The following is a 19,403-nucleotide window of genomic DNA, read 5'->3' as shown; positions in this document are numbered from 1 at the left end:
CCCATGTCGCTGATGAACACTTCCCTGCACGAGCTGGACCCGGACGTGGCCGCCGCGGTCGACGCCGAGCTGCACCGCCAGCAGTCCACCCTCGAAATGATCGCCTCCGAGAACTTCGCGCCCCTCGCGGTGATGGAGGCGCAGGGTTCGGTCCTCACCAACAAGTACGCCGAGGGCTACCCGGGCCGCCGTTACTACGGCGGCTGCGAGCACGTCGACGTCACCGAGCAGATCGCCATCGACCGGGTCAAGGAGCTGTTCGGCGCCGAGTACGCCAATGTGCAGCCCCACTCGGGCGCCTCCGCCAACCAGGCCGCGCTGTTCGCGCTGGCCCAGCCCGGCGACACGATCCTCGGCCTGGACCTGGCGCACGGCGGTCACCTCACCCACGGCATGCGGCTGAACTTCTCCGGCAAGCAGTTCGACGTGGTCGCCTACCACGTGGACGAGGCCGGGCTGGTCGACATGGCCGAGGTGGAGCGGCTCGCCAAGGAACACCGCCCGAAGGTGATCATCGCGGGCTGGTCGGCGTACCCGCGCCGGCTCGACTTCGCCGAGTTCCGGCGGATCGCCGACGAGGTCGAGGCGTACCTGTGGGTGGACATGGCCCACTTCGCCGGGCTGGTCGCCGCGGGCCTGCACCCGAGCCCGGTCCCGTACGCCGACGTCGTCACCTCCACCACCCACAAGACGCTGGGCGGCCCGCGCGGCGGGATCATCCTCGCGAAGAAGGACTTCGCGAAGAAGCTGAACTCGTCCGTGTTCCCGGGCTTCCAGGGCGGCCCGCTGGAGCATGTGATCGCGGCCAAGGCGGTCTCCTTCAAGATCGCGGCCTCGGCGGAGTTCGCGGAGCGCCAGCGCCGTACCGTGGACGGCGCCCGGATCCTCGCCGAGCGGCTGACCGCACCGGACGCCCGCGAGGCCGGCGTGAACGTGCTGTCCGGCGGCACGGACGTCCACCTGATCCTGGTCGACCTGCGCGCGTCCGACCTGGACGGACAGCAGGCGGAGGACCGCCTCCACGAGATCGGCATCACGGTCAACCGCAACGCCGTCCCGAACGACCCGCGCCCGCCGATGGTCACCTCGGGCCTGCGCATCGGCACGCCCGCCCTCGCCACCCGCGGCTTCACGGCCGAGGACTTCGCCGAGGTCGCGGACGTCATCGCCCAGGCGCTGAAGCCGTCGTACGACGCGTCCGCCCTGGCGGCACGCGTGCAGGCCCTGGCCGAGAAGCACCCGCTCTACCCCGGCCTGGGCAAGTAGTCCCGCCGTACGGGGTGCCGCGCACACGCGGCACCCCGTCAAGCACCACCCCGCTTGGAGGAGTCACCGTGGCCATCTCCGTCTTCGACCTGTTCTCGATCGGCATCGGCCCGTCCAGCTCCCACACGGTCGGCCCGATGCGCGCGGCACGCATGTTCGCCGCGCGACTGCGCAACGAAGGTGTGCTGGACGCCGTGGCGTCGGTACGCGCCGAGTTGTACGGCTCACTGGGCGCGACGGGCCACGGGCACGGCACACCGAAGGCGGTGCTGCTCGGACTGGAGGGCGCCGCGCCCCGGACGGTGGACGTCTCCGGCGCCGACCAGCGGGTGGCCGACATCCGGGAGTCGGGCCGGCTGCTGCTGCTCGGTGAGCACGAGATCGCGTTCGACGCCGACGCGGACCTGGTCCTGCACCGCCGCAAGGCCCTGCCGTACCACGCCAACGGCATGACCCTGTGGGCGTACGACGCGCAGGGCGGCGAAGTGCTCACCAAGACCTACTACTCGGTGGGCGGCGGCTTCGTCGTCGACGAGGACGCGGTCGGCGCGGACCGGATCAAGCTGGACGACACGATCCTCAAGTACCCCTTCCGCACGGGCGACGAACTGCTGCGCCTGACGAAGGAGACCGGCCTGTCCATCTCCTCGCTGATGCTGGAGAACGAGCGCGCCTGGCGCACCGAGGAGGAGATCCGCGCGGGCCTGCTGGAGATCTGGCAGGTGATGCGGGAGTGCGTGGCACGCGGCCTGTCCCGCGAGGGCATCCTGCCGGGCGGCCTGAAGGTGCGCCGCAGAGCCGCCGTGTCGGCCCGTCAACTGCGCGCCGAGGGCGACCCGCTCGCGCACGCGATGGAGTGGATCACGCTCTACGCGATGGCGGTGAACGAGGAGAACGCGGCCGGCGGACGGGTGGTGACCGCCCCGACGAACGGCGCGGCCGGCATCATCCCGGCGGTCCTGCGCTACTACCTCGACTTCGTGCCTGGCGCCGACGAGGACGGCGTGGTCCGCTTCCTCCTCGCGGCCGGCGCGATCGGCATGCTGTTCAAGGAGAACGCCTCCATCTCCGGCGCCGAGGTCGGCTGCCAGGGAGAGGTCGGCTCCGCCTGCGCCATGGCCGCGGGCGCCCTCGCGGAGGTACTGGGCGGCAGCCCCGAACAGGTCGAGAACGCCGCCGAGATCGGCATGGAGCACAATCTCGGCCTCACCTGCGACCCGGTCGGCGGCCTGGTCCAGATCCCCTGCATCGAACGCAACGGCATGGCCGCCGTCAAGGCGGTCACCGCGGCCCGCATGTCCATGCGCGGCGACGGCTCCCACCTGGTCTCCCTCGACAAGGTCATCAAGACCATGAAGGACACGGGCGCGGACATGTCCGTGAAGTACAAGGAGACGGCGCGGGGCGGGCTGGCGGTGAACATCATCGAGTGCTGACGGGACCGGCCTGATCGGCCGGTCCCGTCGCGTCGCGAGGTGCGGCTCCGGTGAAGGAGCCGCACGTCGCAACCTATGTGTGTGTCCGGTGCTGCGTCGGGTCAGCGTCCGCCGCCACCGTGACCGCCACCACCGTGGCCACCGCCACCGTGACCGCCACCACCGTGACCGCCACCACCGTGACCGCCACCGCCATGACCGCCACCGCCATGACCGCCACCACCGTGGCCACCGCCACCGTGGCCACCGCCACCGTGACCGCCACCACCGTGACCGCCGCCGCCACCGTGGCCGCCGCCGCCACCGCCGCCGCCACCGCCGTGGTCACCGAATCCGCTCAGAGAGTGCGAATAGCCGGAGCCGACGTGTGACGGGGCTGCCGAGGCAGTGCCTGCCGCGCCGAACGCGGCGCCACCGGCCATCAGAACACCGGCAGCGGACACCGCGAGGAGACGCCTCGCGCGTTGTGCTCGCATGGGAATGCCTTTCTCTCCATCGTGTCGCCCACCCGTTGAGGGGGCGAGTGGATGGCCGCCACCGCATGACGATGAACGTACGGGGCGGTCTCTGGCCTCACCGCATTGATTGTCAAAGCACGTCTCGGAACCTAAGCCGCCCGGTCGGGCCACTCGGTTGCACATGGCCCGGGTCAACGGCCGGAGTTCCTCGTCACGGGAACTTCAACGGCCCGGGGCGTGCCCTGTTTTGCGGCTCGATCCCCAGCCTAGCCCCGCCCTGCGAGACCGGCACCTCGGGCGGCGTCCCGGGCTGCGCACGGCCCGCCTCCGCCGCCTGGAGCTGCACCGATGGCCCGAGGCCGGCGTCTTGCCGACGGCCGGAAGTCCGCGTTCGGCGGCGCCGGCGCGGCCCCCGTCGGGTGGCTGCGTCGGGTGGGTCGAGCGGGAGGTGCACGGTGGTGCCGACGGCTTCGACGCAGGAAGGGGAACCTGTCGGCGGCGACGTGGAGGGCCGGCCGCGGCAGCGGCTGATGCTGGTCTACCGGGTGCCAAGCGAGCCGGCCCGGCTGCGAGCGGTCGGCCCCGGCCACGCCCTCACTCGGCCCTCACCCGTTCACGGTGGCCCTTGCGGCGCCTCGGCCCACCGCGCTGCCGGGACGCCGGACGGGATGCCGGAAGGAGTGCCGGTGCAGGAGCATTCGGGCCGGGCCGCGGGCAGGCCGAGGGCCACCGCCATGGCCAGATCGGACTTGTGCGTGATCGACACCCGGATCTCGGCGACGCCCAGCTCGCGCGCCCGGGCCGCCGCCCTTCCGGTGAGGTGGACCTCCGGCGCCCCCAGCGGTGTCCGCAGGATCGCGACCTGCCGGGGTTTCACGCCGGAGGTGAAACCCGTGCCGAGTACCTTCAGCACCGATTCCTTTCCGGCGAAACGCCCGACCAGGTACTCGCGGGCGCGTTCCGGACCGAATTCCTCCGCCTGGGCCAACTCGGCCGGGTCGTAGGTGAATTCACGGAACCAGCGTCGGCCGAGCAACCGGTCCAGCTCGCCCGCCCGCAGGAGGTCCACCCCGATCCACACGGGTCAGCGCCCCCCGTCCGCGGCGGGCTCGGGTGCGAGCCCGGTGGTGAACACCGCGTGGTGGCTGCGGCCCGTGCGGGGATCGGTGTCGCTGAGCACGATCCGCCCGTACCGCTCCCGCCAGCTCACCCAGTTCTCGGCCAGTTCCAGCCAGACACCGGTGCAGTAGGTGCCGGGCGCCGCCCGGTGCACGTCCACCTCCTTCGGCGGCTCCTGGGTCGCCCAGGAGCCCAGTACCACGAGCGTGTCCGTGGTACTGGCGTGCCCGGGCCCGTCGGTCAGCAGCACGTCCAGCGGGATGTCCGCGGCCACCCCGGCCAGCTCCGGACCGGCCGGACCGGCTCCGTCCGCCGGTCCGGGGCCGAGCACCAGCGCCGCCGCCGAGTCCGTCAGCGCTACGTCCTCCATCAGCGGGAACGGGGTCGGCATCGTCGTCTGCTCCAGGATCGCCACCACCACCTCGCGCACCCGTCCGGCACGCCGGTACGCCGAGGCGATCCGCAGCCCGGTGAACGGCGCGGCCAGGCCCTGCTGCCCGATGGAGAAACAGGTGGCCTCGCCGCCCAGCCGTGACGTGAGGTAGGGCGCGACCGCGGTGAACGGTACGACGTCCGGCAGGGCGTGGGCGACGACGAGCAACTGCGGACGGCTCTCGCGGACGCCGTCCGCCTCGACCAGCAGATCGGCCAGGTCCTCGTGGAAGACCTGGGCGCCGCGCTGGAGCAGTTCCTTGTCCGGCTCGGCGCCGAAGGGCCGCAGCAGGTCCTGGAAGTAACCCAGTACGGCCGGGTCGTCGGCGGGCTCGCGCCCCTTCGGTGCGCGGACCGCCGCGGCGGCCTGGACGACAAGGCCCGTCATGCGTCTGCCTCCGCTCTGTCCAGCAGGGATTCCACGTAGTCGGCGAAGGAGCGCACCGTACGCAGGTGGTCGATGTCGAGATCCTCGGGATCGACGGCGATCTCGGTGGAGTCCTCGACCAGCAGCAGCAGTTCGAGGACGGAGGAGGAGTCGAGGCGCAGGTCGTCGAACAACCGGGTGTCCTCGGTCAGTTCGGCGATCTCCCGTTCCAGCACCTCGCCCAGGGCCTTCTCGATGGCCCGTACGACTACCTGACGGTCCGTCATGCAGTCGCCCTCTTCCGGTGTGTGATCACCATGGCCCCGAAGGTGGCCCCCAGACCGACCGAGACCATGACGTAGTGCGCGCCGTCGACCAGCCGGCCCTCGTCGCGCAGCGTCGTGTAGTTGACGAAGACGTCCGAGGCGAAGGTGTGGCTGTAGCGGGGCACGTTGTCCAGGAAGACCTTCTCGCGCGGGACGTCGAGCACCTTGATGGTCTGCCGCCACGCCAGCATGTTGACGTTGTGCGGGATGACCAGCTCGATGTCCTCGAAGGACAGGCCCGCCTGGTCCACCGCCTCGTGGATGACCTCGGCGATCCGCTCCCCGTAGCGCTCGCCGAACTGGGTGTTCTGCTCCGGCGTGAGCTCCAGCCACTTCGCGTACTCGCCCAGGGTGCGGGTGACGAAGGAACGTACCCGGTCCCCCGCGCCGTCCAGGGTGACGAGGCAGGCCGCCGCCGCGTCGGCCATGATCGCGGTGTTGGGCACGTGCTGGACGATCGGCGAGTACGCGCGCTCGCCGGTGATCATCAATGCGTACGCGCCTTCCTCGGCCTCCGCGCGCAGCAGCTCGCCCACCACGTCGATCCCGCCCAGGCTGCTCACACAGGCCTGATGGCTGAGGCCGAACGCCTCCGTGCCCGGCAGTCCGAGGTCGTCCCGGACCACCTGGGCCACGTCGACGTCGGCGGGCGCCACCGCCTGCGTGGTGTGGGCGTAGACCAGGTACGCCACCCGGGCGCCCTCGGGCAGTGCCGAGAGCGCCCGCCTGGCGGCCGGCCGCAGCAGGTCGAACAGGTGGGTGTCCGGGTCGAAGCGCAGCGTGTCGAGGCCGTAGAACTTGCGGAAGACCCCCAGCTCCGCACGGCGCAGCCCCAGGTGGTCGCCCAGCTCCTCGATGCGGATGCTGCGCTCGGGCAGGTACGACTCGATGCGCTCCAGCGTGGTGTGTCCGCCCATCAGCCGGCGACCTCGGCCTGGATCAGCCAGAGGCGGTTGGCCCCCCGCCGGTTCCTCGGCTGCACCTTGTAGGGCCAGCGGCCCTCGCCCACGCCCGCCTGACCGGGTTCCTTGAGGTCAGTGATCTTCCAGCCGTGGGCGCTGACGAACCCCTCCGGCTCGTCCGTGCCGAAGATCCACGGCGTGCCGTCGGCGGCCAGCTTGTCCAGGAACGGCTTCGAGAAGGGGCTGCGCAGCAGGGTCCGGCCGAGGATGTCGAAGGCGAGCCGGCTGCCGGGCGCCGAGGCCGAGGCCAGCAGCCGGAGCAGTTGGGCGGTCTGCTCCTCGGTGAGGAAGAAGGTCAGCGCCTCGGCGATCCACAGGGTGGGCCGCGTGCGGTCGAACCCGGCCTTCTCCAGGTCGGGCAGCCACTCCCCGGTGAGGTCCGCGGAGACCTCGCGCCGGTCGGCACCCGACCGGGCGCCGAGCCGGTCGAGACGGCGGCGCTTCTCCTCGATCAGCGGCCCGTGGTCGACCTCGTAGACCGCGGTGTCCTCGGGCCAGTCGAGGCGGAAGGCGCGGGTGTCCATTCCCGCGGCGATCAGCACCACCTGCCGGACGTCGGTGTCGGCGAGCACGGAGGTGATGGCGTCGTCCAGGAATCTGGTGCGGATCGAGATGAACGGCAGCAGGCCGCCGCCTTCGTAGCGGTCGATCAGTTCGAAGCCCTTGGGGGCCGCCAGTTCGCGGGCGAGCGGGTCGATGTAGAGCGCGTCCTCCCGCTCGGACTCCAGGGCGCGGGCGGCGGCCATCCACTGGGCCGTGTACGACACTGCGTGCATGGTTCGGGCCTCTCTCGGCGTCAGGCGAAGAACGCCTTCTCGATGGTCGCCAGCGACTGGAAGTCCTCGATGTCGATGTTGTCGAAGTCGATCTCGGCGCCGCTGGCGTCCTCGATCACGTAGACGAGTTCGACGAAGGACAGCGAGTCGACCAGCCGGTTCTCGATGATGTTGACGTCAGCCGCGAGTTCGGTGCGGTCGGCGTGGCGTCCGAGGATCCAGTCCCGGACCTTCTCGATTCCTGTGGAACTCATGGGATTCCCTTCAGGGGTGGCGTGGTGCGGGGGCTGGGACCGGCGGATCGGCGACCGCCGCGGCGGCCACGGCGACGGCGAAGCCCCCGCTGTGGCTGATGCTCACGTCGATCGGACCGAGTCCGACCTGCTCGGCCAGTTCGGCGGCCCGGCCGCTGAGCCTGAGGTCCGGGCGGCCGCCCGGACCGGGCAGGATCTCGATGCCGAGCCAGGGCAGGGTCTGGCCGGTGGCGGAGAACACCTTGAACACGGCTTCCTTGGCGGCGAGCCGGCCCGCGATGCTCTCCGGGTCGGCCGCTCCGTCCGGAGTGCGGGACGCGGCCAGCTCCCCGGGCGAGAGCATGCGGTGCAGGGCCTCTTTGGTGTCCGGGTTCAGCAGTTCCGCGACGCGCGCGAGCGGTACCAGGTCGATACCGACCCGGGGCGTCACGACACCGCTCGGCAGGGTCATGCCGCGGTGTTCTGGGCCGCGGCGCGGACAGCCGCGAGTGCGGCCACCGGGTCGTCCTCGTAACGTTCGATCAGCACGGCGAGCCAGCGCTCCAGGCCGAAGGCGACACAGGAGGTGAAAGCGTGCTCACCGCTCGCGAGACGGATCCCGCAGCGCTCGCCGAAGAAGTTGCGGTGGGTGTTGACCGACGCGATGGCCAGGTCGCCCCGCTGGAACTCGTACTTGACCGGGCTGAGTTTCTGCATGAGCGCGCGGGCACCGTCGTTCTGGAAGAACGGGTCGGAGGCCGCGGTCTTCCCCAGTCCGAGGTCGAGCGCGTCGGCGAAGGCCAGGATGCGGTCGGTGAAGCGGGTGAGCACGTCCTGCGTGTGCTCGTAGGAGCCGAGGGCGACGATCTCGCGCATCTGGAAACTGGCCAGCCGGCGCAGTCCGCCGTAGTGGTCCTCGTTGCGGAAGCAGCGGTTGACCAGGGTGACGAGGGTGTCGTCCGCCACCTGGCCGCCCTCGTGGTAGAGGTAGGCGCCGTAGCAGGTGGCGTGCGGCAGGCCGTAGCGGGCCCCGGAGACGTCGGACGGGCCGAACACGCCGTCCTGCGGTTTGATCTGACCGCTGGTCAGGTCGAGGTTGCCGGCGACCCAGGCGAGGTGGGGGAAGTTCGTGTAGACGTCGAACTTCTCCAGGTCGCTCACCGGGAACAGCGGCGGCGGGCTGATCTCGTCGGCACCCGCCGCCTGTCCCCAGCCGGCGAAGACGGCGTCGAGTTCCCTGATCAGCCGGGTCTCGTCCGGTCCGAGGATGGCCAGGGCCGGTGCACCTGCACTTCCCGTGAGGCGGGTCATCGCACGAGCCCCACCTTCTTGAGGTACTTGCTGGTCTTGCGGAACGTGCGCTCCTCGGCCAGCACCCTGGCCGGGGATTCCAGCAGGGTCCGGCGGATCTCGTGCGGGCGCTCGAAGCCGGCGTCGCGGTACACCTGGGGGTGGTAGAGAGACTCGAAGCTGTGCGTCATGTAGCGGCGCAGGTAGGCGGAGATCTCTTCGAGTTCCTGCTCCGACGCCGTGCGCTTCACGTCCTCGAAGAGGAGCTGCACCAGTTCGCGGCCGAAGGCGATGTGCCGGGACTCGTCCTGGTGGTGGATGCGGTTGATCCCCCGGATCGTCTCGTGCAGCCGCTCGTCCGCCGCCATGGCGGAGTTGTAGTGGTCGACCAGCTCCTCGAAGATCATGATGCGGGCGAAGACCAGCAGGCTCTCCACCTTCGAGGAGGGCACGGTCGCCGCCGCGCCGGCCGGCTGGCGGTAGATCTTTCCGCCGTAGCGCAGACAGAACTCCGCGAAGAACCACATGTGCTCGTTCTCCTCACCGATGAAGTGGTGGAAGAACTCCGAGGGCGCTTCGAAACCCGCGGTGTGAATGCGGTTGACGACCTCGATGAGCAGTTCACGGATGCCGTGCACATTGAGGCTGTAGAAGTTGACGCTCTCGAATCGGGAGAGCGCGTACAACTGCTCGGGAGGGAGACTCCCGGCCAGTTCGGTGCCGTGGGTGGTGGTGAGTTCGGGGCTCATCCACCACATCTCGTCCGGAAGCCGGTCCGGCCATTCGAAGATCCGGTACGGGTTGTAGTAGTCGTCGATCGACTTGGCGCTGAGGCGTTCAAGTATTCCCTGGAAACGGGCGTCGCGTTCGATTACGTCGCTGACCATGGGATCTTGACCTCCTTTCACCGCGAGGTTCGGTCGATCCAGACGGTAGGCTGGGAAAGGAAAGCGCCTCAATGCCAGAAAGCGGCCTGGCCGCGACCGGTCAGTGCGCGGCATCCGGCGGACCGGCCCGAACGGCCGCGCGGCCGGCCCCGCGACGGGGGCGCCGGGGTGTGGTTCCCAAACGCGCGCGGCTCGGGGAGAGTTCAGGTGCACCACGCCCGCGAAGCCCACCCGACACCGTGCACGTCACCTAAGATGGGGCCCCCACCCGTGGACAGCAACGCAGCGGACAGCTCACGCCCGGATCCCGGATCCGACAGCGGCCCGGCGGCACTGGGCCAGCGCATACGGTCGTTTCGCAGACGCGCCCACCTGAGTCAGCAGGAACTCTCGGGAAAGACCGGTATGAGCACCCGCGCGCTGCGCGACATAGAGCGCGGCCGGGTCCAGCGGCCCCAGTTACGCACCGTCCAGCGGCTCGTCGCGGCGCTGGAACTCTCCGATGCCGAAGCGGGTGAGCTGCATGACGCCGCCCGGGACGCCGCGCCCCGGACCAGCGGCCGGCTCCGCTTCCTGATCCTCGGACCGCTCGCCGTGCACCGCGGGGACACTCCGGTCCCCATCACCCGGCCCATGCTCCGCCACCTGCTCGGGCTGCTCGTCCTCAAGTGCCCCGCGCCCGCCACCCACCAGGAGATCGTCGAGGTCCTGTGGCCGGCCGGACCGCCCGGTTCGTACCAGAGCCTGATCCACACCTATGTGAGCCAGGTGCGCCGCCTCCTCGAACCCGAGCTGCCGCAGGCGTCCGGCGCGGCGGCCACCGTGGAACGGGTCCCCAGTGGCTACCGGCTCCGGGTGGACGCCGGCCAGACCGACATCGGGCGCTTCGACGAACTCGTGTCCCGTGCGCGGCGTGCGCACGGCACCGGACACGAGTCGCTGGCCTTCGAGTCGCTGACCGCCGCGCTGGAGTGCTGGCGCGGCCCCGCCCTCGCCGACCTGGACTCGGCGCTGCGGCAGCACCCGATGGTCGTGGCCGGCTGCGAGCGCCGTAGTGAAGCCGCGCTGCTGCACGCCGATCTGGCCCTCAGGATGCGACGGCCCGAGCATTCGCTGCGCGTCCTGTGGGACCTCGCCCACGAAGATCCGCTGCACGAGGGCATCCATGCGCGCCTCATGCTCGCCCTGGCCGGCTGCGGTGAACAGGCGGCCGCCCTGAACGTCTTCACCACCCTGCGGGAACGCCTCGACGAGCAGTTGGGCATCGCGCCGAGCGAGGAGATCCGGCACGCCCACATGCGGGTGCTGCGGCAGCAGATCCCGCGGACCGAACGCTCGGGCTTCGACGCGGCCCGCTCCGCCGCGTCCATGACGGGCAGGCCCGCGCAGCTGCCCGCCGACACCCCCGCCTACGTGGGGCGCGAGACGGAGTTGCTGGAGCTGGACCGGCTGCTGTCCTGCGAGAGCACCAAAGCGGTCCCCGTCGTCACCGTCATCGGCCCGCCGGGAGTGGGGAAGACCGCTCTCGCCCTGCGCTGGGCGCACACGCACCGGTCCCGGTTCGCCGACGGGCAGCTGTTCGTGAATCTCCAGGGGCACTCGGCGCTGCCGGCGCTGCGCCCCGAGGACGTCCTCGCCCGCTTCCTGCGTGCGCTCGGGGTGCCACCGGACCAGGTGGCACCGAGCCTTGAGGAGGCGGCGGCGACGTACCGTACGCTGCTGGCCGACAAGCGCATGCTGATCGTCCTGGACAACGCCGCCGACGTGGACCAGGTGCGGCCCCTCATCCCCGGCGAGGGCAACTGCCGGGTCGTCATCACCAGCCGCGGCAAGCTGGCCGGCCTGGTCGCCACCGAAGGCGCCCATGTCCTCGGGCTCGACGTGCTCAGCCGGCAGGAGGCGCGGTCGCTGCTGGGGCGGGTCCTCGGCGACGACCGGGTCCGCGCCGAACCCGAGGCCGTGGCGGAGCTGGCCCGGCTCTGCGGGCGGCTGCCGCTGGCCCTGCGGATCGCCGCGGCCAACCTGATCGCGAACCGGAACACCACCATCCCCGAGTACTGCGCCAAGCTGCGCGGCGGGAACCTGCTCAGCGGCCTCCAGGTGGACGGCGACGAACGCGCCACGATCCGCGTCGCGTTCGACCTCTCCTACCTCGCGCTGCCCGAACCGGCCCGGCGTACGTTCCGGCTGCTCAGCCTGTTGCCCGGGCCGGACACCACCCCGCACGGGGCCGCCGCGCTCACCGGGACCGGCGCGGACGAGGCCGACCGGGTGCTGCGCGGTCTCGCCGACGCCCACCTGGTGCAGGAACCGGTGCCCGGCCGCTTCGCGACGCACGACCTGCTGCGCGCCTACGCCCGCGACCTGGCCGGCGGCGGCGAACTGGACGCGGCGCGCGACAGGCTGCTCGACTGGTACCTGGTCAACGCGGAGACCGCGGCCCGGATGCTGTATCCGGAGGAGCTGTCGGGGCAGGACGCGACATCGCAGACGGATCCCGGGGACCAGCGGGTGGTGTTCGGCGACCACCGCCGGGCCCTGGACTGGCTGGAGAACGAGCGGGAGAGCCTGGTCGGTGCGGTGCTGGCCGCGGCGGACTCCGGCTGCCACCGGGTCGCCTGGCGGCTCGCCGAGGTGCTGCACGGATTCCTGTCGCTGCGGGCGTACACGGCGGACTGCCTGTCGGTGGCGACCGCGGGTCTGTCCGCGGCGACCGCCGACGGCAATCTGCGGGCCCGGTCCGCCGCGCAGCTGCGGCGCGGCGACTGCTACTGGGTCAAGGGGGACAACCTTCAGGCCCAGGAGCTGTTCAAGGGCGCGCTGGCGCTGGCCAGGGCGGCCGGCTGGCTCAACGGGCAGGCCATGGCGCTGCGTCGGATCGGTGCCGCGCACCAGGAGAACGGCGCCACGCGGCAGGCCGCGCAGTTCCTCTCGCAGGCCTGGGACCTCGCCAAGCAGTCCCAGGGCACGGTCTCCCCCGACGACGTGACGAACCTGGGCCTGATCTGCTGGAAGCTGGGCCGGCTCACGGAGGCCGCCGACCACCACGCGCACGCCGCCCGGCTGTTCCGGCGCATGGGCTCGGCCAGTGGTGAGGCCATCGCACAGACGAACCTCGGCATCACCTACCGGGCCCTGGGGCGGCCCCAGGACGTCATCCGGGTGATCGGCGAGGCGTTGCGGGTGCATGAGCAGAACGGCAACAAGACCAGCGTCACGGTGGCGCTGAGCTGTCTGTCGGCAGCGCACTCCGATCTCGGCGACCACACCGAGGGTATGGCCGTGGCCCGGCTCGCCCTGGAGTCCGCGCAGTCCATGCGCAACAGGAGGCTGGAGGCGAACGCGTTCTTCTCCATGGGGGCCGCGTACGAGAGCGCCGCGAGTCTCGGGGAGGCGGCGGAGTGCTACCGGCGGGCGCTGCACCTCGCCGAGTCGATGGACGACCGCTATCCGCAGGTCTACGCGCTGATCAATCTGGCCGCGACACGGCTGCGCCAGGACGGGCCGGGCGAGGTGCTCGCCACGGTGGAACAGGCCATCGGCCTGGCCCGTCAGGCGGAGTTCCGGATGCTGGAGGGCAACGCGCTGAACGTGCTCGCCGCTGTCCGGCTGCGTCTGAAGGAGGGCGAGCAGGCGATGCGCACCGCGCGGCAGGCGCTCGCCCTGCATCACGAGACCGGGCACCGTGCCGGGGAGGCGCGGAGCCATCTGGTGCTCGGGGGCGCGGCGGAGATGCTGGGCGAGGACACGCGGGCCTTCGGCCACTGGCGTACGTCGCTGCTGCTGTTCCAGGGGATGGGCATGCCCGGCTTCGGCGGCCTCCGCCCGCGGCCCGGCGCGGCCGGCTGACGGGCCCCGCGCGCGGGCCGGTGCCGGGTCTGTGACGACCTGCCGGGGAAAGGTTTGCGATTTCTGCCGCGTCCGGCGCCCCCTGGCCGAGACGTGCCGCTGCACCGCAGGTCAGCCTGTTGGCGCCGCCGCCACCCGGGCTGCCCGGGCGGCAGCCGTCCCTATGGCCGGACTGTAGTTCCGCGGATATGCCTCCTCCGTAGAGTGATCGCCGAGAGGTACAGACCAAAGGGTCTGCACCTCAGGTACCCGGAGTTCCAGCCTGCACGCCTCTTTGGAGGAGCGGTGGAGATCACTTGTGCCACACGTCCCGGCGACACCCTGAACGAGGACTTCGTCGCCGCGGCCGGACACTTCGCGGTGGTGCTCGACGGGGCGACGGCCGAACCGGGGGTGGACAACGGATGCCGGCACGGCGTGCGGTGGCTGGTCACCCAGCTCGGCAGCCGGCTGGTGGCCGGTCTGATCGAGACCCCGGCGGCCGCACTGCCCCAGGTGGTCGCCGCGGCCGTCGCCGACGTCATGACCCGGCACGGCACGCAGTGCGACCTGGCGAACCCCAGAAGTCCGTCCGCCACCGTCGCCGTCCTCAGACAGCGCGAGGACCAGGTGGACCACCTCGTCCTCGGGGACTCCGCGGTGGTGGCCCGGTTCACCGACGGCACGGTCGACTGCGTCGTCGACAACCGCATCCACCAGTTCCCCGACCGGTCCTGGGCCGACCTCAGGCATCTGCGCAACAAGGAGGGCGGCTTCTGGGTCGCCGGGAACCGTCCCGAGGCGGCCGCGCACGCGCTGACCGGTACCTGGCCCGCCGAACGCGTCGAGCGTGCCTGTCTGCTGACCGACGGCGCCTACCGGCTGGTCGAGCGGTACGAGTGGAGCTGGCAGGACCTGCTGGACTGCGTGAGCCGCGAGGGAGCCCACGCGCTCATCGCGCGGACCCGGACCGCCGAGGAACGCACACCGGCCGGGGCATTTCCCGGAAAGCACCACGACGACGCGTCCGTCGCCCTGTGCCTGATGGGCGGCGCGACCGGCACGGTCTGAGCCGGACGGCGTCACCCTCGGGCGGGCCCGGCGTGCCCGCCGGCCCACCGGAGGCCGCCCGCCGCCATCACTCCGTGCGCCATCCCCGAACCCGCACCCCGGGCCGCAGGACAGGCCCGCTCCTTCATGAGGTGACCCGTTGCCGCAACTCACAGTGCCCTTCGCCGGCCAGTCGCACCGCTCAGGGCCGCTCTCCTTCGGACACGCCAACATCGTGCGTTCGATAGCCGTCGACGAGGACCCGACCCGCCTCAACCTGGCCATGGTCTTCGACACCCCGGCCGACGGCGGACTGGACCGGATCGCGGACCAGCTGCGGACACTGGTCGAGCGGCATGAGGCGCTGCGCACGACCTACCGGCTCGGCGCCCCCGCCACCCAGGTGGTCGCCGCGGAGGGCGAACTCGCCGTGACCGTGGTCGAGGCGGCGGACGACCCGCTCGGGGTCGCCGAGCGCACCGCCCGCCGACTGCGTTCCCAGGTGTTCGACCTGGAGCGGGAACTGCCGGTCCGGGTGGCCGTGGTGACGGCCGGCGGCGTTCCCCGCCATCTGGTCTGGGTGGTCACCCATGCCGCCATGGACGTCGCCGCCTGCGAGGTGCTGCACACCGAGTGGGCCGCGCTGTGCGCCGGCCGCCCGCTGCCGGTCCCGGCCGCCCTGGAGCCCGTCGACGTCGTGGAGCTGGAGCGGTCCCCGACCATCCGGCGGCTCGGCGAGAGCGCGCTGCGCTACTGGGAGTCCCGGCTGCGCCGGGTGCCGCAGGCGATGTTCACGCCCTCGGCCCGTACGACCCCGGCCAAGGCCGACTGGCTGCACGCCGGTCTGAACATCCGCTCCACGACCGTACCGGCCCGGCTGGAGTCGATCGCGGAACGGACCGGCGCCAGCCCCTCGGCCGTCGTGCTCGCCGCGCTGGCCGTCCTCGTCGGACACCGGACCGGGCACTCCACGGTGGCGACGGTCTCGCTGTCGGACAACCGGGTGGTCCGCAAGCTCCGTGGCTTCTTCGGCTCGCTGGCCCAGGACGCGCTGCTGTCCGTCGACCTCTCGGACGCCGCGGGCTTCGACGACGCGGTGCGCAAGGTGCGCTCCGCGGGGCTGCCGGCCTACCGGCACGCCTGGTTCGACCCCATCGCCCTGTGGCAGCAGGTCATCAACGAGGTCAACGGCGCGCGCGGCATCTCGTTCGCCCGTGACCTCGTCTTCAACGACATGAGCACGCTCGCCACCACGGCCGGCTCCCCCGACCAGTCCGCGCTGAGCAGGCTGCCCGCCGTGTGGATACCCGGGCACCAGCCGGCGCCCGACGAGGACCCCGGGATCGGCGGCAGCGTCTCCTGGCTGCCGAAGGAGGACATCCCCTGCCGCTTCTTCGTCTGCCTGTACCGGCTGGACGGGGAGTTCGAGATGACCCTGTGGGTCGACCCGCAGATCCTCCCCGAGGACGAGGCCGAGGAGTTCGGCCGGGCGCTGCTGCGCCTGCTGCGCGCCGCGGGCGACGCCGATCTGCCGCTCGGGGAGCTGAAGTCGCTGACCACGCTGGAACCGGTGCCGCGCGGCGAGGGCTGGTATGTCAGCGACCACTCGCTGGTCGAACTCGACGCCGTACGGGGGCTGCTGGACGACGTCCTGGGCGAGGTGCCGCATCTGGTGACGGCCGAGCCGGACGAGGAGCTGGGCCACCGGATCGTCTGCCACCTGGCCGGTCCTGACTCCCCCGCGGCGGTGCACGAGCGGACGCTCGCCGTCCTGCCCGGGCGCGTCACCGCCATCGCCCCGCAGCACTACGTCGTGCACGACACCGCGCCCGCGGGTCCGGCCGCCGCCGACCCGGACGCGTGGGCCGCACTGCCGGTCCGTGCCCAGGCCGACGGCCGCGGCGAAGGGGGTGAGCGGGCGTGAGCCAGGACGCCGGTCTGCGGACGGACACACCGTCCGCCGAGGGGCCCACCCCGCAGCCGACCCTGTGGACGGCCAACTTCCGCCTGTACTTCGGCGCCCGCACCGGCTCCCTGCTCGGGGACGCCATGCTGCCCGTCGCCCTCACCGTCGGCGTCCTCGACGCCGGGTACGGCACCTCGGGCGTCGGCTACGCCCTCGGTGCCTGGATGGCCGCGCTCGCCCTGTGCATGCTGTTCGGCGGGGTGCTCGCCGACCGGTTCACCCCGCGGCGCATGATGGTGCTGGCCGACCTGCTGCGGCTGGTGCTGCAGGGCGGCCTGGCGGTCGCCTTCGCCCTCGGCACGCCGCCCCTGTTGATGATCGTGGCGCTGCAGTTCTTCAGCGGTGTGGCCACCGCGCTGTTCCAGCCGGGGGTGGCCAGCATGGTGCCCCAGGTCTCCACCGACGTGCAGCGGGCCAACGGGGTGCTGCGGGTCTCCGAGTCGGTGGCCGGTGTGCTCGGTCCGGCCCTGGCCGGCGTGCTGATCAGCGTTTCCGGACCGGCCACCGTCTTCGCCATCTACGCGGCCACGTACGCGGTCAGCGCCGCCTGCCTGTTCGGACTGCGGTTGCAGCAGACGAAGCAGGACGACGAGGCGGAGTCCTTCTGGCGGCAGCTGACCGAGGGCTGGCAGGAGTTCCGGTCCCGTACCTGGCTGTGGGGGGTGATCTCCTGCTTCCTGATCTACGGCTGCTTCGTCGCGGGTCTGTCCCTGCCCGTCGGCGCGGACCTGGTCACCACCCAGCACGGCTCGACGGCACTGGGCATCGCCCTGGGCGCGTTCGGCGCCGGCGGCGTCATCGGCGGCGCCCTGGCCATCCGGATCCGGCCGCGCCGTCCGCTCGCCACCGGCTCGATCGGCTGGGCACTGTACGCGCTGTACCCGCTGGTCCCGGCGCTGCGGCCGGGGGTTGTACCGCTCTGCCTCGGCTGGGCCGTCGCCGGTGCGGGGCTGGCCTTCTGGGCGGTGATCTGGGCGACCACCGTGCAGACGCAGATCCCGCCCGAACTGCTCAACCGGGTCTACGCCTACGACGTGACCGGATCGCTGCTGTCCATGGCCCTGGGCCGGTCCCTGGCCGGACCGCTCGCCTCGGTGGCCGGGGCCCGTCCCCTGATGGTCGCGGCGACCCTGCTCGGACTGTGCTGCAGCGGTGTGCTGCTGGCCGTGCCCGGAATCCGGCGGCTGCGCGCCGTGACCCCGGACGCCGAAGCGCTCGGGACCTGAACGGAGGAGCTGACATGGAGATCGCGACCTCGACCGGGACATCGGAGCTGCCCCTTTCCGGGGAGGTGGACGAGTTCGTCGTCCGCGTCTACGAACGCCTGCTCGCCGGCCGTCGCGCCACTGTGGCCGTGCTCGCCGCAGGGCTCGGCGTCTCCCTGCGGCAGGTCGTGGAAGCGGTACGGGTGCTGCGGGAGTTGCGGCTGGTCAAGGACGCCGCCCGGAGCCAGGGCGAGCTGGTCGCCGTGAGCCCCGAGGAGGCCCAGATGGAACTCCTGGTGCCGCTGGAGCGGGCCATCTACTCCGAGCGCCGCCGGCTGAACGACGTCAAGGGGCAACTGCTGTCCTTCGAGGACGCGTTCAACAAGACCCAGCGGCCGCAGCGCCGGCCGGAGACCGTGGTGGTCACCAGCGATCCGGCCGAGATCGAACTGCGGCTGATGGAGGCGGTCCAGCGCTGCACCTCGGAGATCCTGGTCATGCAGCCCTGTGTGGCGCAGCAGACACCGGAGTTGCGCCATGCGCGCCCGCTCGTCCTGGAGGCCCTCCAGCGAGGCGTCCGCGCCCTGGTGCTGTACCCGCACACCGCCCGCGGCGACGCCGGCACCCGCTCCCACGTCCGGGACCTGGCGAGGGCCGACGGGCAGGTCCGCACGTCCCGGGAGATCCACGGCCGGTTCATCGTCATCGACCGCCGGGTCGCCTTCGTACCGGCCGACGACAGCGCCGACGGACAGCGGCTGGCCGTGGTCTACGACGCGTCCGTCGCGGCGTTCCTGGGCGGCATCCACGACCGGATGTGGGAATCGGCGCTGGACTACGAGTCCGGTACCTCGGGCTACGCCGCAGCCATGGACGACCTGCGGGCGACCATCCTGGAACTGCTCGCCTCCGGCATCAAGGACGAGGTGATCGCCCGTCGGCTCGGAATGTCCGAACGGTCCTTCCGCCGGCACGTCGCCGCTATCATGCAGGACCTCACGGCCGGCAGCCGTTTCCAGGCCGGGGTGCTGGCCGCGCGGACCGGGCTGCTCGGGTCCGCCGCCGACCGTCCGCACAGCGCGAGGAGTTCCGCATGAGCCGTTACGCGCATCTCGCCTACACCCAGAACGTCCGGCAGGTCCAGTACGAGATGGGCAGCGGGGACGCCGCCGCCCGGCGGCTGGCGACGCCGGCCGACGCCGTCGAACGCCTCACCCCCGTCGAGGCCGCGTTCATCCACAGTCTGGACGGCTTCCTGATGGCCACGGTCGGCGAAACCGGCTGGCCGTACATCCAGTTCCGCGGCGGGCCGCCCGGGTTCCTGCATGTGCTGGACGACCGGACCCTGGCCTTCGCCGACGTCCGGGGCAACCGGCAGTACATCACCACCGGCAATCTGCGCGGCGACGACCGGGTCGCCCTGTTCCTCCTGGATCACGCGCGGCAGGCGCGGCTGAAGCTGTACGGCCACGCCACGGCGACGCCCGCGCAGGACGATCCCCCGCTCGTCGAGCGGCTGGCCGGCCCCCGGACCGACGGGCGGGTGGAGCGGCTGATCACCGTGCGCGTCGAGGCGTTCGACTGGAACTGCAACCGGCACATCACGCCGCGCTTCAGCGAGAGCGAACTCGCCGGGGCGCTCGCCCCGATCCGTGAGCGTCTCACGCTGCTGGAGCAGGAGAACGAAGCGCTGCGCGCGGAGTTGGAGGCGCTGCGCGGCGGCTGAGCCGGCCGCGGCAGGGGCGCCAGGGGGGCGCCTGCCGAAGGTCCGCTGCCGGGGGACGCCGGGGGCCCGCCTGCTG

General features: G+C 71.8%; 18 protein-coding genes. 9 read left to right on the top strand and 9 right to left on the bottom strand.

Annotation, left to right across the window (positions count from 1 at the left end):
* Positions 1-3: 3 nt before the first annotated feature.
* From glyA to ACFYPJ_RS33790, 3 genes are all read left to right on the top strand, one after another.
* Positions 4-1,266, top strand: a complete 1,263-nt coding sequence (glyA, locus tag ACFYPJ_RS33800; RefSeq protein ID WP_389025398.1) for a serine hydroxymethyltransferase — start codon at positions 4-6, stop codon at positions 1,264-1,266.
* A gap of 68 nt (positions 1,267-1,334) precedes the next feature.
* Positions 1,335-2,702 carry an L-serine ammonia-lyase gene (locus ACFYPJ_RS33795; protein WP_389025396.1) on the top strand — a complete coding sequence of 456 codons (1,368 nt, stop codon included), beginning with the start codon at positions 1,335-1,337 and terminating at the stop codon, positions 2,700-2,702.
* A 119-nt stretch (positions 2,703-2,821) separates the two neighbouring features.
* The gene (locus tag ACFYPJ_RS33790) at positions 2,822-3,073 is read left to right on the top strand and encodes a hypothetical protein (RefSeq protein WP_389025394.1); all 252 of its coding nucleotides are present in this window, start codon (positions 2,822-2,824) and stop codon (positions 3,071-3,073) included.
* A gap of 700 nt (positions 3,074-3,773) precedes the next feature.
* On the opposite strand, the gene ACFYPJ_RS33785 is transcribed toward ACFYPJ_RS33790, so the two are convergent.
* From ACFYPJ_RS33785 to ACFYPJ_RS33745, 9 genes are read right to left on the bottom strand one after another with little or no spacing between them, the layout of a single operon-like run.
* On the bottom strand, positions 3,774-4,241 hold the full coding sequence (locus tag ACFYPJ_RS33785) for a holo-ACP synthase (RefSeq protein ID WP_389025392.1): 468 nt from the start codon (positions 4,239-4,241) through the stop codon (positions 3,774-3,776).
* 3 nt (positions 4,242-4,244) lie between these two features.
* A complete protein-coding gene (locus tag ACFYPJ_RS33780) occupies positions 4,245-5,099 on the bottom strand; it encodes a hypothetical protein (RefSeq protein WP_389025390.1) in 855 nt (284 codons plus the stop codon).
* The gene (locus ACFYPJ_RS33775) at positions 5,096-5,365 is read right to left on the bottom strand and encodes a phosphopantetheine-binding protein (RefSeq protein ID WP_389025388.1); all 270 of its coding nucleotides are present in this window, start codon (positions 5,363-5,365) and stop codon (positions 5,096-5,098) included. The genes ACFYPJ_RS33780 and ACFYPJ_RS33775 overlap by 4 nt, the downstream gene beginning before the upstream one ends.
* Entirely contained in the window at positions 5,362-6,321 is a 960-nt protein-coding gene (locus tag ACFYPJ_RS33770; RefSeq protein ID WP_389025387.1) for a 3-oxoacyl-[acyl-carrier-protein] synthase III C-terminal domain-containing protein, read from the bottom strand. Before ACFYPJ_RS33770 ends, ACFYPJ_RS33775 begins: the two co-directional genes overlap by 4 nt.
* Positions 6,321-7,142 (bottom strand): class I SAM-dependent methyltransferase, encoded by an 822-nt coding sequence (locus ACFYPJ_RS33765; protein WP_389025385.1) that lies wholly within the window; start codon positions 7,140-7,142, stop codon positions 6,321-6,323. The genes ACFYPJ_RS33770 and ACFYPJ_RS33765 overlap by 1 nt, the downstream gene beginning before the upstream one ends.
* 20 nt (positions 7,143-7,162) lie before the next feature.
* On the bottom strand, positions 7,163-7,396 hold the full coding sequence (locus tag ACFYPJ_RS33760; protein WP_389025383.1) for an acyl carrier protein: 234 nt from the start codon (positions 7,394-7,396) through the stop codon (positions 7,163-7,165).
* Between the two features lie 10 nt (positions 7,397-7,406).
* Positions 7,407-7,847: a holo-ACP synthase gene (locus tag ACFYPJ_RS33755; RefSeq protein WP_389025381.1), complete on the bottom strand. Its 441-nt coding sequence runs from the start codon at positions 7,845-7,847 to the stop codon at positions 7,407-7,409.
* Positions 7,844-8,686, bottom strand: coding sequence for a hypothetical protein (locus ACFYPJ_RS33750; RefSeq protein WP_389025379.1), 843 nt, complete (start codon positions 8,684-8,686; stop codon positions 7,844-7,846). Before ACFYPJ_RS33750 ends, ACFYPJ_RS33755 begins: the two co-directional genes overlap by 4 nt.
* The gene (locus ACFYPJ_RS33745; RefSeq protein WP_389025378.1) at positions 8,683-9,552 is read right to left on the bottom strand and encodes a diiron oxygenase; all 870 of its coding nucleotides are present in this window, start codon (positions 9,550-9,552) and stop codon (positions 8,683-8,685) included. Before ACFYPJ_RS33745 ends, ACFYPJ_RS33750 begins: the two co-directional genes overlap by 4 nt.
* 255 nt (positions 9,553-9,807) lie before the next feature.
* Between ACFYPJ_RS33745 and ACFYPJ_RS33740 the strand changes: the two genes are divergently transcribed.
* The 6 genes from ACFYPJ_RS33740 (at position 9,808) to ACFYPJ_RS33715 (ending at position 19,327) form a co-directional block, all read left to right on the top strand.
* Entirely contained in the window at positions 9,808-13,401 is a 3,594-nt protein-coding gene (locus tag ACFYPJ_RS33740; RefSeq protein ID WP_389025377.1) for a BTAD domain-containing putative transcriptional regulator, read from the top strand.
* Between the two features lie 285 nt (positions 13,402-13,686).
* A complete protein-coding gene (locus ACFYPJ_RS33735; RefSeq protein ID WP_389025375.1) occupies positions 13,687-14,451 on the top strand; it encodes a protein phosphatase 2C domain-containing protein in 765 nt (254 codons plus the stop codon).
* 139 nt (positions 14,452-14,590) lie between these two features.
* Positions 14,591-16,354 carry a condensation domain-containing protein gene (locus ACFYPJ_RS33730; RefSeq protein WP_389025373.1) on the top strand — a complete coding sequence of 588 codons (1,764 nt, stop codon included), beginning with the start codon at positions 14,591-14,593 and terminating at the stop codon, positions 16,352-16,354.
* Complete coding sequence (locus ACFYPJ_RS33725) at positions 16,351-17,622, top strand: MFS transporter (RefSeq protein WP_389025372.1); 1,272 nt, start codon at positions 16,351-16,353, stop codon at positions 17,620-17,622. The genes ACFYPJ_RS33730 and ACFYPJ_RS33725 overlap by 4 nt, the downstream gene beginning before the upstream one ends.
* Positions 17,623-17,636: 14 nt before the next feature.
* Positions 17,637-18,698: a LuxR C-terminal-related transcriptional regulator gene (locus ACFYPJ_RS33720; protein ID WP_389025370.1), complete on the top strand. Its 1,062-nt coding sequence runs from the start codon at positions 17,637-17,639 to the stop codon at positions 18,696-18,698.
* Complete coding sequence (locus tag ACFYPJ_RS33715) at positions 18,695-19,327, top strand: pyridoxamine 5'-phosphate oxidase family protein (RefSeq protein ID WP_389025368.1); 633 nt, start codon at positions 18,695-18,697, stop codon at positions 19,325-19,327. Before ACFYPJ_RS33720 ends, ACFYPJ_RS33715 begins: the two co-directional genes overlap by 4 nt.
* Positions 19,328-19,403 lie beyond the last annotated feature (76 nt).

The sequence above is a fragment of the Streptomyces sp. NPDC006012 genome (assembly GCF_042871185.1).
Classification (GTDB): Bacteria; Actinomycetota; Actinomycetes; order Streptomycetales; family Streptomycetaceae; genus Streptomyces.
The sequence above is the reverse complement of the archived record's forward strand: the minus strand, read 5'-3'. Positions and strand labels throughout refer to the sequence as shown.

Excerpts from the sequence above, each read along its gene's own strand:
- glyA (WP_389025398.1), top strand. The coding sequence starts at position 4 with ATGTCGCTGATGAACACTTCCCTGCACGAGCTGGACCCGGACGTGGCC.
- ACFYPJ_RS33780 (WP_389025390.1), bottom strand. The coding sequence starts at position 5,099 with ATGACGGGCCTTGTCGTCCAGGCCGCCGCGGCGGTCCGCGCACCGAAG.
- ACFYPJ_RS33775 (WP_389025388.1), bottom strand. The coding sequence starts at position 5,365 with ATGACGGACCGTCAGGTAGTCGTACGGGCCATCGAGAAGGCCCTGGGC.
- ACFYPJ_RS33770 (WP_389025387.1), bottom strand. The coding sequence starts at position 6,321 with ATGGGCGGACACACCACGCTGGAGCGCATCGAGTCGTACCTGCCCGAG.
- ACFYPJ_RS33765 (WP_389025385.1), bottom strand. The coding sequence starts at position 7,142 with ATGCACGCAGTGTCGTACACGGCCCAGTGGATGGCCGCCGCCCGCGCC.
- ACFYPJ_RS33760 (WP_389025383.1), bottom strand. The coding sequence starts at position 7,396 with ATGAGTTCCACAGGAATCGAGAAGGTCCGGGACTGGATCCTCGGACGC.
- ACFYPJ_RS33755 (WP_389025381.1), bottom strand. The coding sequence starts at position 7,847 with ATGACCCTGCCGAGCGGTGTCGTGACGCCCCGGGTCGGTATCGACCTG.
- ACFYPJ_RS33750 (WP_389025379.1), bottom strand. The coding sequence starts at position 8,686 with ATGACCCGCCTCACGGGAAGTGCAGGTGCACCGGCCCTGGCCATCCTC.
- ACFYPJ_RS33745 (WP_389025378.1), bottom strand. The coding sequence starts at position 9,552 with ATGGTCAGCGACGTAATCGAACGCGACGCCCGTTTCCAGGGAATACTT.
- ACFYPJ_RS33740 (WP_389025377.1), top strand. The coding sequence starts at position 9,808 with ATGGGGCCCCCACCCGTGGACAGCAACGCAGCGGACAGCTCACGCCCG.
- ACFYPJ_RS33720 (WP_389025370.1), top strand. The coding sequence starts at position 17,637 with ATGGAGATCGCGACCTCGACCGGGACATCGGAGCTGCCCCTTTCCGGG.
- ACFYPJ_RS33715 (WP_389025368.1), top strand. The coding sequence starts at position 18,695 with ATGAGCCGTTACGCGCATCTCGCCTACACCCAGAACGTCCGGCAGGTC.